At 72.5% G+C, this 12,368-nt stretch carries 11 protein-coding genes and 1 pseudogene; 9 read left to right on the top strand and 3 right to left on the bottom strand.

The annotated features are described in order from the left end of the window. Positions 1-13 precede the first annotated feature (13 nt). Positions 14-169: pseudogene (locus BLW84_RS34160) on the top strand (dioxygenase family protein); the annotation flags it as partial. Positions 170-205: 36 nt separating this feature from the next. Here the strand turns inward: BLW84_RS34160 and ilvA are convergent. Next, complete coding sequence (ilvA, locus tag BLW84_RS34155) at positions 206-1,459, bottom strand: threonine ammonia-lyase IlvA (protein ID WP_093274067.1); 1,254 nt, start codon at positions 1,457-1,459, stop codon at positions 206-208. Positions 1,460-1,572: 113 nt separating this feature from the next. On the opposite strand from ilvA, the gene BLW84_RS34150 reads away from it, so the two are divergent. Continuing rightward, positions 1,573-2,394: a universal stress protein gene (locus BLW84_RS34150; protein WP_093274066.1), complete on the top strand. Its 822-nt coding sequence runs from the start codon at positions 1,573-1,575 to the stop codon at positions 2,392-2,394. Here BLW84_RS34150 and BLW84_RS34145 read toward each other — a convergent pair. Beyond that, complete coding sequence (locus BLW84_RS34145; protein WP_093274063.1) at positions 2,391-2,789, bottom strand: DUF5313 family protein; 399 nt, start codon at positions 2,787-2,789, stop codon at positions 2,391-2,393. The genes BLW84_RS34150 and BLW84_RS34145 overlap by 4 nt on opposite strands. Before the next feature lie 105 nt (positions 2,790-2,894). Here BLW84_RS34145 and BLW84_RS34140 point away from each other — a divergent pair, with 105 nt between their 5' ends. From BLW84_RS34140 to BLW84_RS34130, 3 genes are all read left to right on the top strand, one after another. Next, positions 2,895-4,190, top strand: coding sequence for a nickel pincer cofactor-dependent isomerase, group 22 (locus tag BLW84_RS34140; RefSeq protein ID WP_177226840.1), 1,296 nt, complete (start codon positions 2,895-2,897; stop codon positions 4,188-4,190). A gap of 192 nt (positions 4,191-4,382) precedes the next feature. Beyond that, positions 4,383-4,949 (top strand): GNAT family N-acetyltransferase, encoded by a 567-nt coding sequence (locus tag BLW84_RS34135; RefSeq protein ID WP_093274057.1) that lies wholly within the window; start codon positions 4,383-4,385, stop codon positions 4,947-4,949. Positions 4,950-5,128: 179 nt separating this feature from the next. After that, on the top strand, positions 5,129-6,625 hold the full coding sequence (locus tag BLW84_RS34130; protein ID WP_093274055.1) for an LCP family protein: 1,497 nt from the start codon (positions 5,129-5,131) through the stop codon (positions 6,623-6,625). 380 nt (positions 6,626-7,005) lie between these two features. Here BLW84_RS34130 and BLW84_RS34125 read toward each other — a convergent pair whose 3' ends face one another. Continuing rightward, complete coding sequence (locus BLW84_RS34125; protein ID WP_093274053.1) at positions 7,006-7,554, bottom strand: Chromate resistance protein ChrB; 549 nt, start codon at positions 7,552-7,554, stop codon at positions 7,006-7,008. A gap of 96 nt (positions 7,555-7,650) precedes the next feature. On the opposite strand from BLW84_RS34125, the gene BLW84_RS34120 reads away from it, so the two are divergent. The 4 genes from BLW84_RS34120 (at position 7,651) to BLW84_RS34105 (ending at position 12,368) form a co-directional block, all read left to right on the top strand. Then, complete coding sequence (locus tag BLW84_RS34120) at positions 7,651-8,280, top strand: carbonic anhydrase (RefSeq protein WP_093274051.1); 630 nt, start codon at positions 7,651-7,653, stop codon at positions 8,278-8,280. Positions 8,281-8,350: 70 nt separating this feature from the next. Further along, on the top strand, positions 8,351-10,717 hold the full coding sequence (locus tag BLW84_RS34115) for a wax ester/triacylglycerol synthase domain-containing protein (RefSeq protein WP_093274050.1): 2,367 nt from the start codon (positions 8,351-8,353) through the stop codon (positions 10,715-10,717). Continuing rightward, positions 10,714-11,634: a DMT family transporter gene (locus BLW84_RS34110; protein WP_093274047.1), complete on the top strand. Its 921-nt coding sequence runs from the start codon at positions 10,714-10,716 to the stop codon at positions 11,632-11,634. The genes BLW84_RS34115 and BLW84_RS34110 overlap by 4 nt, the downstream gene beginning before the upstream one ends. Continuing rightward, positions 11,625-12,368: an SDR family NAD(P)-dependent oxidoreductase gene (locus BLW84_RS34105; RefSeq protein ID WP_245761578.1), complete on the top strand. Its 744-nt coding sequence runs from the start codon at positions 11,625-11,627 to the stop codon at positions 12,366-12,368. The genes BLW84_RS34110 and BLW84_RS34105 overlap by 10 nt, the downstream gene beginning before the upstream one ends.

The following is a 12,368-nucleotide window of genomic DNA, read 5'->3' as shown; positions in this document are numbered from 1 at the left end:
CTCAGCGGCGCTTGCTCCGAACCAGCCGATCCTCACCACGCAGCTCTACTTCCCCGGCGAGCCCGGCAACAACTGGGACCAGATCTTCGACCCGGCGCTGCTGATGGCGGTCCAGGACGGCCCGAAGGGCAAGATCGCCACGTTCGGCTTCGTCCTCAACCTGCCCTGATCTGCCACCGCGCAAGACGAGTCTGGAATTCCACAGTCAGATGAGGAAGGAGAACAGCGGGGAGCCTGGTGGGACCTGCTCGATCTGCAGCGGGGATTCCTTCATCCGCTTCAGCAGGCCGTCCAGCTCGTCGGCGCGGTCGAGCTCGATGCCGACCAGTGCCGGGCCGGTCTCCCTGTTGTTCTTCTTCACGTACTCGAACGCGACGATGTCCTGGCCGTCGTCGAGGACGTCGTCGAGGAAGTGCCGCAACGCGCCCGGTTCCTGCGGGAAGGTGACCAGGAAGTAGTGCCGCAGGCCCTCGTGCACCAGCGAGCGCTCGACGACCTCGCCGTAACGGCTGAGGTCGTTGTTGCCGCCGGAGACCACGCACACCACCGGGCCGCGGACCGGGCGCTCCAGCGGCAGCCGGGCCGCCGCGCTGGCCAGCGCACCGGCGGGCTCGGCGATGATGCCCTCGGTCTGGTAGAGCTCGATCATCTCGGTGCACACCGCGCCCTCGGGCACCGCCACCAGCTCGTCGACCAGCTCCCGCACCACCTGGAACCCGGTGTCGCCGACGCGCCCGACCGCGGCACCGTCGACGAAGGTGTCCACCGACGGCAGCGCGACCGGCCCGCCGTGATCCAGCGCGGCGCGCATGCTCGCCGCACCGGCCGGCTCCGCCCCGACCACCCGGACCTCGGGGAAGTGCTCCTTGAGCCACAGCACCACGCCCGCCAGCAGACCGCCGCCGCCGACCGGCACGATCACGGTGTCGATCGGGCCGTCGTGCTGCTCGGCGATCTCCAGGCCGACGGTGCCCTGTCCGGCGATGGTTCGCGGATCGTCGAAGGGGTGCACGTAGACCGCGCCGGTGCGCTGGCTGTCCTCTTTGGACGACGCGCTCGCCTCGTCGAAGGAGCTGCCCACGATCACCGGCTCGACCCATTCGCCGCCGAGCGCGGCGATCCGCCGTCGCTTCTGCCGGGGCGTGTTCGCCGGCAGGTACACCCGGCCCTTGATCTTCAGCTCGCGGCAGGCGAAGGCCACGCCCTGTGCGTGGTTGCCCGCGCTCGCGCACACGACGCCGCGCTCGCGCTCGGCCGGGGTCAGCGAGGAGATGAGGTTGTACGCGCCGCGCACCTTGTAGGAGCGGCAGACCTGCAGGTCCTCCCGCTTGAGCCGCACCGGGACGCCAAGTTCACCGGTCAAGCGGCTGCTCGTTTCCAGCGGGGTGCGGCGGACCACCTGCCGCAGGCGGGTTCCGGCGCGGAAGATCGCTGCGGGACTCAGCTCATCGGACACCAACCGATACTAAGTGCGCTGGTCGGCCAGGACCCGGGCGGGGCGCCCCGGGGCACATCGGCCCTACTCGCCGTCACCGGCGGATGCGCACAGTGGTGCGGAGGAGGCGATGGGCGATGACCAGCGCAAAGCAGTCGGTGGTGGTCGGCGTCGACGGCTCGGAATCGTCCGCGCAGGCCGCCCTGTGGGCCGCGGCCGAGGCGGCGCGGCTGGGCGTTCCGGCGCACCTGGTCGTGGTCAACGACGATCCCGCCCGGGAAGGTTTCGCCAAGCAGGCGGTCCGCGACGTCATCGAACGCTGCCACCGCGAGCGGCCCGGGGCCGCGATCACCGACGAGGTCGCCACCGGACATCCCGCCGAGGAGCTGGTCCGCCGCTCGGACGGCGCCCAGCTGCTGGTCGTCGGATCGCGCGGGCACGGGGTGTTCCGGGACGCGCTGCTCGGCGCGATCAGCATCTCGGTCGCCGCGCACGCCCGCTGCCCGGTCGTCGTGGTGCGCGGTGACGCGGCCGCCTCGGGCCCGGTCGTCGTCGGTATCGACAACTCGGAGGCCAACCGCATCGCGGTGCACTACGCATTCGGCGCCGCGAACCGGCGGCACACCGGCCTGATCGCGGTGCAGGCGCTGCCGGACGCCTACTTCACCGCCGGCACCTATCCCGTGCCCGACCGCCAGGAGATCCAGAACCGGGCCGAACTGCACCTCTCCGAACAGCTCTCGGGCTGGTGCGCCGACTACCCGGACGTCACGGTGCGCCGCGAGGTGGCCAACGAGCACCCGGTCCCGACGCTGTGCGAGGCGGCCCGGCGGGCGCAGCTGCTGGTGGTCGGTCACCGCGGCCGCGGCGGCTTCGCCGGGCTGCTGCTCGGCTCGGTCGCCAACGGCGTCCTGCACCACGCGCCGTGCCCGGTCGCAGTGGTCCGCAACCCCGGCTAGTCCGGCGGCGCCTGGCGCCACACGGCGCGATAGCGCTCGGCGGCGTCGGCGTCGCGCTGCCGCCGGACGGCGGAGCCGTGGCCCGGCGGGTAGCCGTAGCGGACGAGGCGCGCGTCGACGTTGTCCACCGCACTGGTCAGCACGATGCGGGCCACCACGAGCACGCCCAGCAGCAGCGCGCCGCCGGCGATCGGCCACGACCCGCCCAGCACGCCGAACCCGACGAACAGCGCCGCGCCCAGCGGCGCGATCTGGAGCAGCCCCCGGATCAGCACCCGCAGCACCCACGACTTGCAGGTGGCGTCCCGCAGCACCCACTCGCGATACCGCTCGGGGAGCCTGCCGCCGAACTGGTAGTACAGCCACCAGCCGGGGTTCGGGCGCTTCACTGGCATCCGCCCAGCCTACGGCTCGCCCCTTCCGCCGGGCCGTCCCACATGCGAAGATCGCGGTCAACTGTTCAGACCACTCTCCCGGTCAACGCGCAGAAGGATCGCCGCATGTTCAACGTCGAAAATGTCCGGTTGGCCGGCGCCGACATCGAACTCCCCAGGATGATCCCGATCGAGCAGCGGTTCGCCGCGGCGGCCGTCGAGGACCTCGAAGCCGCCATCCGCGACCAGGTCGCCGAGCACGACCGCGCGAACCCGGTCGCCGGCAAGCGGATCGCGATCACCGCGGGCAGCCGCGGCGTGGCCCGCATCGACCGCATCGTCGCCACCCTGGTCGACGCCCTGGCCGGCTGCGGGGCGAAGCCGTTCGTGGTGCCCGCGATGGGCAGCCACGGCGGCGGCACCGCCGAGGGCCAGCGTCAGGTGCTCGCCGAGTACGGGATCACCGAGGAGACGGTGGGCGCGCCGGTGGTCTCGTCCATGGACACGGTGGTGGTCGCCGAGCTGCCCGATGGCACCCCGGTGCACTTCGACGCCGAGGCCGCCCAGGCCGACGGCGTGGTGGTGCTCAGCCGGGTCAAGCCGCACACCGACTTCCGCGGTACCCACGAGAGCGGCCTGGCGAAGATGATCGCCATCGGTCTCGGCAAGCACCGCGGCGCGACGATCCTGCACACGCACGGCTTCGAGGCGTTCGACCGGCTGATCCCGGCGGTGGCCGAGGCGGTGCTCGACGTGGTGCCGATCGAGTTCGGCATGGCCGTGGTGGAGAACGCCTACGAGCACATCGCGCGGATCGAGCTGGTGCCGACCGAGAAACTGCTGGCCCGCGAGGCGGAACTGCTGGTCGAGGCCAAGCGACTGATGCCGAAGCTGCTGGTGTCGGACATCGACGTGCTGGTCGTCGACGAGATCGGCAAGGACATCAGCGGCGCGGGCATGGACCCGAACATCACCGGCCGCGCCCCGGTCAACGCGGACAAGTTCAAGGCGGTGCCGGTCAAGCGGATCGTGGTTCTCGGCCTCACCGAGCACACCAACGGCAACGCCTGCGGCCTGGGCATGGCGGACGTGACCACCCAGCGCTGCGTGGACCAGATCGAGTTCGGCTCGTTCTACACCAACTCGCTGACCTCCGGCGTGCCCGACGGCGCGCGCATCCCGATGGCGCTGGCCAACGACCGGGACGCGATCATCGCGGCGCTGCACATGTCCCGCGGCACCGAGGACCGCCCGGCGCGGGTGGTGCGCATCCGCAACACCCTGTCGATGCCCCGCATCGAGGTCTCCGAGGCCTACGCCCAGGAGGTCGCCGACCACCCGGACATGGCCGCCATCGGCGAACCCCGCGACTGGGACTTCGACGCGACCGGCACCCTGCCGCCGCTACCGGCCGACCACTGACCCGGTCACTCGAACCGGAACCCGACGTACCCGTCCGCACTGGCTGATTCAACCGGCACCGCAGGTGCCTGCGAGGAGATTAATTTCAATTGACACTGAACAAATAGGCATAATCAACGAAATGCGCTCTGGTCGACCTCGCGAACTAGAATCGGGAGGTTCTCCCCTGCTTCGCCGAAGGCGAGGGCCGCCATGCAGCCTCCCTTGACCACCGAGCGGCTGATCGTGCGCGACTGGACCACCCGCGACGCCGACGTGCAGGCCGCGCTCGCCCTCTACGGCCGCCCCGAGGTGACCGAGTGGCTCACCCCGGTGATCGCCAACGTCGCCGACCTCGCCGCGATGCGCGCCGTCGTGCAGTCCTGGACGGAGTCGCAACCCAGCCTGGTGCCGCCCACCGGCCGGTGGGCGATGCAGCGCCGGTCCGACGACGCGGTGATCGGCGGCCTGGTGCTGCGGATGCTGCCGCCGTACGACCACGACCTGGAGCTGACCTGGCAGCTGCGCCCCGAGACCTGGGGGCACGGTTTCGCCACCGAGGCCGCCTCGGCGCTGCTGCGCTGGGCGTTCACCTTCGACATCGACGAGGTCTTCGGGCTGGCCCGGCCGGACAACACCCGCGCGATCGCCACCGCGGAACGCATCGGCATGGAGTGGGTCGGCGAAACCAGCAAGTACTACGGCACGGTGCTTCAGGTCTACCGCATCCGGCAGGGCGATCTGCCCGGCGAACCCGCCTCCGGTGGCACCGAGGACTGACGACTGACCCCGCGATCCACTGTGTCCGGTCGCATCGTCCGCAGTGGACTAAAACGCTAGTTACCCTGCGTCGCTAGATCATCCGCTATCGGATGATCTGCTGGATGCCCGGGCGAATGCGATGCTTGAGGGGTCACCGGAGTTCGAACAGCGCCAGGGGCGCACAGGCCGGAGGTACCGTGCCACCGCACCGCAACGCCCGCGCAGCCGCCCGCCGACCCGCCGCGCCCCGCCGGCCGCAGGCCCGGCGCTCGGCCGCACGCGCCCGCGCCGGTGCGCGAGCAGCGGTGACCGTCATGTCGGTGCTGATCCTGGCGGTGACGGGATACGCGTGGTCCAACTACCGGCACCTGCTCGACGGCCTCGCGACCAGTGACGTCATCGACGGGGCCGGGGCCGACGGGGCGACCGATGTCCTGCTGGTCGGCATGGACAGCCGGACCGACGCGCACGGCAACCCGCTGCCCGAGGAGGTCCTCCGGGAGCTGCGCGCGGGCGCCAACGACGCGGCGCTGACCGACACGATCATCCTGCTGCACATCCCCAACGACGGTTCCAGCGCGGTCGGCTTCTCCTTCCCGCGCGACGCGTTCGTGCAGATCCCCGGATTCGGCCGGCACAAGATCAATTCCGCGTACGGCCGGGGCAAGGAGGCCGCCATCGCGGCCCAGACCAAGCGCGGCACCACCGATTCCGCGGAGCTGGCGCGGCTGGGCGGCGACGCCGGGCGCAAGCTGCTGGTGCGCACCGTCGAGCAGCTGACCGGCGTGTCGATCGACCACTACGCCGAGGTCAACCTGCTCGGCTTCGCGCGGATCACGGAGGCGGTCGGCGGCGTCCCGGTGTGCCTGCTGGCGCCCGCGCGGGACACCTACTCCGGCGCGAACTTCCCGGCCGGGCCGCAGACGATCGCGGGCACGGACGCGCTCGCGTTCGTCCGCCAGCGGCACGGCCTGCCGCGCGGCGACCTGGACCGCGTGGTGCGCCAGCAGGCCTTCCTCGCCGGGCTCACGCGATCGGTGCTCTCCGGCGGCGTGCTGGCCAACCCGGCCCGGCTGCGAGACCTGATCGGGTCGCTGCAGGAATCCGTGGTGCTCGACCGGGACTGGGACGTACTCGCGTTCGCCGACCGGCTGCGCGGGCTGGCCGGCGGGGCGGTCCGGTTCACCACGATCCCCATCGAGGACGCCGACTACCGGACGCCGGAGGACGGCGACGCCGTCCTGGTCGACCCCCGCAAGGTGAAGGCCGCGATCAGCAGCACGATCGACCCCGCGACGGCCGGTGCCGAAACCGGTTCGGCGGTGGACGTGCTCAACGCGACGAAGACATCGGGGCTGGCCCAGCGGGTGCGCACCGAACTCGCCAACCGGGGCGTGCCGGTGAGCCAGGCCGGCAACGCGCCCGCCCGAGCGGAATCGGTCGTGCGCCACGGCCAGGACGGCAGCGACTCCGCCGAGCGGATCGCGTCGCTGCTCGGTGGCCTGCCGGTCGAGGAAGACGGATCCCTGCCCCGCGGCCGGGTCCAGGTGATCATCGGCAGCGACTACCACGGGCCCGCCGCACCTGGGTTCGCGCCGCCCGGCGCCGTGCGGCTCGACGGCCCGCACCGGCAGCAGGCCACCGGCACCGGCGCAGAGCCGATCACCGCCGATGGCGTCCCGTGCGTCAACTGAGCGAGGAGCGGGAATGCCGGTGGTGAGGCGGCCCCCTCGCCCGTCTCACCACCGGCCGGCTCGACTGGTGGCTACCCCCAGTGAACAAACCGCCAGCCGGTGGGGCCACCGATGCCGGCCCCGCCCGGTTGTCGGATGTTCGCGTGGGGCACGTCCGTCCGGACTCCGGACACCATGCGAGCATCCATCCCTCGATCAACGGCAACCGCTCAACAGCCCCAGCACTGTGCAACGGCTGTGGTCCGGAGCGAATCGCCGCTCGCCCACGATACGCCGCGACGACGTTGGTTGCGAGGTCAAAAACCGGCTTCAGCGACACGCCTGGGCGCCCACCCACAACGCCGCGACCAGCAGCGGGCCGCCCGCTGCGGTGCGTCCGGTCACTGCTGGTGCAGCGCTTGGAAAACCTGCTCGGTGTAGTCGGCCAGCCGGTCGGCGCAGTGCTGCAGCCGCTCCTGGGCCTCGGCGGCCGCCGGGGCGCCGAAGACGTCGCGCGCCTTGAGGTCGCGGTGCCAGCGGCGCAGCCGCTCCAGGCTCTGCTCCTCCTCTTCGAGCTCGGCCATGGTGAGCTTGCCCTTGCGCAGTTCCTTGTCGATCTCGGCGTCGAACTTGCCGCAGTCGGCCAGGAATTCCGACCACTCCTCCTGCCGCTCGGCCGTGAACATCTCCTCCAGCCGCGCCGAATCAGGCTCCTCGCGCCCGGTGGCTGCCAGCACGACGACCTCGCCGGAACCCCGCTCGGCGAGCTCGATCGCTCGCGCCACCCCGGCCGCGACGCCGGGCACGTCCGGCAGCGTCCAGGTGCCCTGCCCCAGCGAGAGCGCCCCGACCCGGCGCAGCTCCCGCCACACCGCCACGCGGTGCCGCGACGGTTGCGCCGGCAGCCGCACCACGAGGACCAGCCAGCGCGTCGGAAGTTCTTCTGTCACGCAAGGAAAAGTATCAGGCGTTACATTTGCGTGATGTCGCCCATACGGAGCACGTGGACGGGGCTTTTTCGAACCGGCGTGCGTTAGCGTTTCGGCATGCCGAATCAGCCTTCTTCACCCGCCCACGCCTACGAAGTGATGCTGGAAGGCAACCGGCGATTCGTCGAGAACCAGTTCCTGCACCCCAACCAGGACGCCGACTACCGCGCCTCCCTCGCGCCGGGCCAGCGCCCCTTCGCGGTCCTCTTCGGCTGCTCCGACTCGCGGCTGGCCGCGGAGATCATCTTCGACCAGGGCCTCGGCGACCTGTTCGTGGTCCGCACGGCCGGTCACGTCATCGGCGCCGAGGTGCTCGGCAGCATCGAGTACGGCGTCGGCGTGCTCGGCGCGTCCCTGGTCGTGATCCTCGGCCACGACTCCTGCGGCGCCGTCACGGCCGCGCGGGAGGCGTGCATCGAGGGCACCGCGCCGAACGGCTACATCCGCGACGTCGTGGAGCGCGTGACGCCGAGCGTCCTGGCCGCCCGCGCCAGCGGTGCCACCGAGGTCGACGACATCGTGGACGTGCACATCCAGCGCACCGGCGACCTGATGCTGGAGCGCTCCGCGCTGCTGGCCAACGAGGTCGCTGCCGGCCGCTGCGCGGTGGCCGGGCTCTCCTACCGGCTCGCCGACGGCACCGTGCGGCTCGTCGGCAGCCACGGCCCGCTGCTGCCCGCGGACTGATCGGACCGGCCGATCCCGGTCGCCCACGTTAGCCTGCGAAGGCACGGGTCGGGCGAAAGGATCGAGCCTGGTGACCGTCCAGCCGCGTCGAGTGCTACTGATCAGCGCCACCATCGGCGAGGGGCACAATGCGACCGCCAGGGCCGTCGAGGAGGCGGCCCGGCGGGCGTGGCCGGAGTGCGAGGTGTCCTGGCTGGACGCCCTGCGTTCGATGGGCCGGTGGGTGCCCGCGGCGTTCAACTGGATCTACGTCACCAACGTCGAGTCCACTCCGTGGCTCTACGACTTCTTCTACGACTCGCTGTGGCGCTACCGCTGGTTCGCCAACGCCTCCCGCCGGTTCGTCGGCGCCTGGAGCGGACTGCGACTGCGCCGCGCCATCGCCTCGCACGAGCCGGATCTGATCGTCTCGACCTACCCGCTGGGCACCGCCGGGCTCAACTGGCTGCGCCGCCGGGGCGGGCTCTCCGTGCCGGTGGCCGCGGTGGTCTCGGACTTCTCGCCGCACCCGTTCTGGGTCTACCCCGAGGCCGACCTGCACTACGTGATGAGCGACGCGAGCCTGCGGGCGATGCGGCGAGCCGAACCGGACGCCGTGGGTGCGGTCTGCGTGCCGCCGGTGGTGTCGGCGTTCCGGCCCGCGGACCGGGTCGCGGCGCGGCGATCGTTCGGGTTGCCGGAGACCGGTTTCACGGTGCTGATCTCGTGCGGCTCCCTCGGTTTCGGTTCCGTCGAGCGTGCGGCGGACGCCGCGCTCCGGGCCGGCGTCGACCGCGTCGTCGTGATCTGCGGGCGCAACGAGACCTTGCGGCGGCGCTTCGCCGCGCGCGCGGACGACAGGATCGTCGCGCTGGGCTGGGTGGATGAGATGCCCGGCCTGCTCGCCGCCGCCGACGTCGTGGTGACCAACGCGGGCGGTGCCACGGCGCTGGAAGCGCTCGCCTGTGGGCGGGCCGTGGCGATGTTCGAGCCGATCGCCGGGCACGGGCGCGCGAACGCCGAGCTGATGGCCGATGCGGAGCTGGCCGAGCTGTGCCCGCGCGAGCGCGACCTGACCGCGACGCTGCGCCGGTGGGCCGCCGAGCCGCACCTGCTCGCGCAGCGGGAAGACCGAGCGCTCAAGCACAGCCAGGCCGCGGACTTCACCGACCAGGTGGCCGTGCTGGCACGGCTCCCCCACCACCACGGCCGCCGCCCGCTGCGCCCGCAGGACGCCTTCTTCGTGTACGCCACGACTCCCGCCGTCTCGCAGCAGACCGGCGCGATCCTGCACCTGGACGGACCTCAACTGTCCACACAGGAATGCTGTGAGGAGGTAAGCCACCGAATCGACCAGCGCGCGCGGGGATTGCCGATGCTGACCCGACGCCTGGCACTGCGTCGCGGACGACGGCCACAGTGGACTCACGACGGCGAGGTGAACGCCGGGGATCACCTCCGGTGCCGTGAGCTGCGCGAGCCCGCGGCTCCGGTCGTCGAGGAGTTCTTCGGCACTCCGGTGCGCACCGACCGGCAGCCGTGGGAACTGCTGCTGCTCAACGACATCCACACCGGCCGAGTCCAGCTGCTCGCGAAGATGCACCACGCGCTCGGCGACGGTGTCGCGGTCACCAGCACCCTGCTGCGGCTGCTGGCCGACGGCCCGCAGCCGACGACTTCGCCGAGCTCCGGCAGCCAACCGTGGTACCGCCGCGCCGCGAAGGTCTTGCGCGGCCTGGTGAGCCTGGCCGGTGCCGGACCCGCGCCGGCCAGCCGGCTGGTGGGGCGCAGCACGCCGAACCGGTCGTTCGCCGACGTCGAGCTCCCGGCCGCCGACGTGCGCGCCAGCGCACGGTCGCACGGAGTGAGCAGCACCGCGTTCCTGCTCAGCGTGGTGGCCGAGGCACTGCACCGCACGCTCGGCGACACCACTCCGGGCCAGCGGTTCCGGGTCATGGTGCCGCGCACCGTCCGAACCGCGCGCGGCGGTGCGGGCACGAGCGCGCCCGGCAACCACACCGCCTCGATGTCGATCGACCTGCCGGTCGGGCCCATGTCGTCGGCCCGCCGCGTCGCCGAGGTCGCCGCCGAGGTCGCCAAGCCGGATCGCGCCGGCCAGCCCGCCGCGGCCGGAGCCGTGCTCGCCGCCCTCGGCGTTCTGCCCGCGCCGCTGCACGCTTGGGTCGTGCGGCAGATCTACCAGCGTCGCTTCTTCAACGCCGTCGTTTCCGTGCTGCCCGGGCAGCGGCGGCCCGCCCACATCGGCCCGCTGCGGATCGCGGGCGTGGTGCCGGTGCTGTCCCTGGCCGACGGCGTGGGCGTGGCGGTCGGCGTGATCGGCTGGGGCGACCGGTTCGGCATCGGGATCACCACCGACACGGGGCTTGCCCCGCGGGCCGTCGCAATCGCCGGACACCTCCGCGACGCCTTCGCCGACCTGCGGGGAGCGCGGCGGTGAGCACGCAGGGCACGGTGCTGGTCATCGCCGTTCCGGCGGCGGTGGTCGGCGCGGCCAGCTTCGGGCTGGCCAGCGCGATCCAGCACCGCGTCACCAAGCAGGTTCCCGAGGTGCGCACGCTGAGCCCCCGCATGCTGTTCGACCTCGTCCGCAAGCCGATCTGGGTGCTCAGCATCGGGACCGTGCTCATCGGGCTGTCGCTGCAGGTGGTGGCGCTGGCCTTCGGCCCGCTGGTGCTGGTGCAGCCGTTGCTGGTGACCTCGGTGCTCTTCGGCGCGGGCTTCGCGGCACTGCTGGCACACCGCAAGATGGACCTGGTGCTGGCGCTGGGCGGCCTGGCCTGCGTCGGCGGGCTGTCCGCCTTCCTCGTGCTGGGCCGCCCGTCCGGGCAGGGCACCGAGTTCACCGGCGCGTCGATCCTGCCGCTCGCGCTGGCGCTCGGGCTGCTGGTGGTGCTGGCGCTGGTGGCCGCCCGCTGGTTGCCCGGCGAGGTCGGGGTGATCGGCATGGCCGTGGCCACCGGCGTGCTGTACGGGGTGACCGCCGGGCTGATCAAGGTCGTGGCCGGGCAGTTCCGCAGCGGCGGCCTGGCCGAGCCGTTCCAGCACTGGACGCTGTACGCGGTGTGCGTGATCGGGCCGATGGGCTTCCTGCTGAGCCAGCAGACCTTCCAGCGGGGGCGGCTGATGTCACCCGCGCTGGCCGTGATCACCACCGTGGATCCGCTGGTGGCGGCCGCGATCGGGGTGAACTGGCTGGGCGAGCGGATCGAGTCCTCCCCCACGATCCTGGCCGGCGAGATCATCGCCGTCGTGATGATCATCGGCGGCATCGTGGTGCTGACCCGCCGGGGCGAGCAGCTGCGCCGCGCGATGGACCAGGACGACCGCGGCACCGGGGATTCGACGTGGGGCTGACCCGGCCCGCGGGGCTGCCGGTGCGCGGGCGGACCGCGCTGGTCACGGGCGCGTCCTCGGGCATCGGCGCGGCGACCGCCGCGGAGCTCGGCTCGCGCGGCTGCCGGGTCGTGCTGGTCGGCCGCGACGAGCGCCGGCTGGCCGAGGTCGCCGGGCGCACCGGCGGCCAACCGCTGCCCGCCGACCTGACCGATCCGGCCGGGCTCGACCGGGTCGCCGCGGCCGCCCGCGAGGCCGATCTGCTGGTGCACAGCGCGGGCATCGGCTGGGCGGGCGACCTGGATTCGATGCCGGCGGAGCGGATCGCCGCGCTCGCGGCCGTGAACCTGACCGCGCCGATGCTGCTGACCCGCGCGGCGCTCCCGCAGCTGCGGCGGCGGCGCGGGCACGTCGCGTTCGTCGCCTCGATCGCGGTGGTGGGAGTGGCCGGCGAGGAGGTCTACTCGGCGACCAAGGCGGGCCTGCGGGCCTTCGCCGCGGGCCTGCGCCACCAGGACGGCATCGGCGTGACCACGGTCTTCCCCGGCGCCGTCCGCACGCCCTTCTTCGCCGGCCGCCGCTACGACCGCCGCTTCCCGCGCATGGTCGGCCCGCGGGAGGTGGCCGAGGCGCTGGTGCGCGGCGTGGAGCGCGGCGACGCGGAGGTGTTCGTCCCCAGGTGGCTCATCGCGCCCGCCCGGCTGCAGGGTGCGCTGCCGGGCACGTTCCACCGCCTCGCCCGGCGGTTCGGCTGA

The sequence above is a fragment of the Saccharopolyspora shandongensis genome, from assembly GCF_900106995.1.
GTDB lineage: Bacteria > Actinomycetota > Actinomycetes > Mycobacteriales > Pseudonocardiaceae > Saccharopolyspora > Saccharopolyspora shandongensis.
The sequence above is the reverse complement of the archived record's forward strand: the minus strand, read 5'-3'. Positions and strand labels throughout refer to the sequence as shown.

Coding starts and splice junctions, on each gene's coding strand:
- BLW84_RS34135 (WP_093274057.1), top strand. CDS start 4,383: ATGCAGCCTCCCTTGACCACCGAGCGGCTGATCGTGCGCGACTGGACC.
- BLW84_RS34150 (WP_093274066.1), top strand. CDS start 1,573: ATGACCAGCGCAAAGCAGTCGGTGGTGGTCGGCGTCGACGGCTCGGAA.
- BLW84_RS34120 (WP_093274051.1), top strand. CDS start 7,651: ATGCCGAATCAGCCTTCTTCACCCGCCCACGCCTACGAAGTGATGCTG.
- BLW84_RS34145 (WP_093274063.1), bottom strand. CDS start 2,789: ATGCCAGTGAAGCGCCCGAACCCCGGCTGGTGGCTGTACTACCAGTTC.
- BLW84_RS34140 (WP_177226840.1), top strand. CDS start 2,895: ATGTTCAACGTCGAAAATGTCCGGTTGGCCGGCGCCGACATCGAACTC.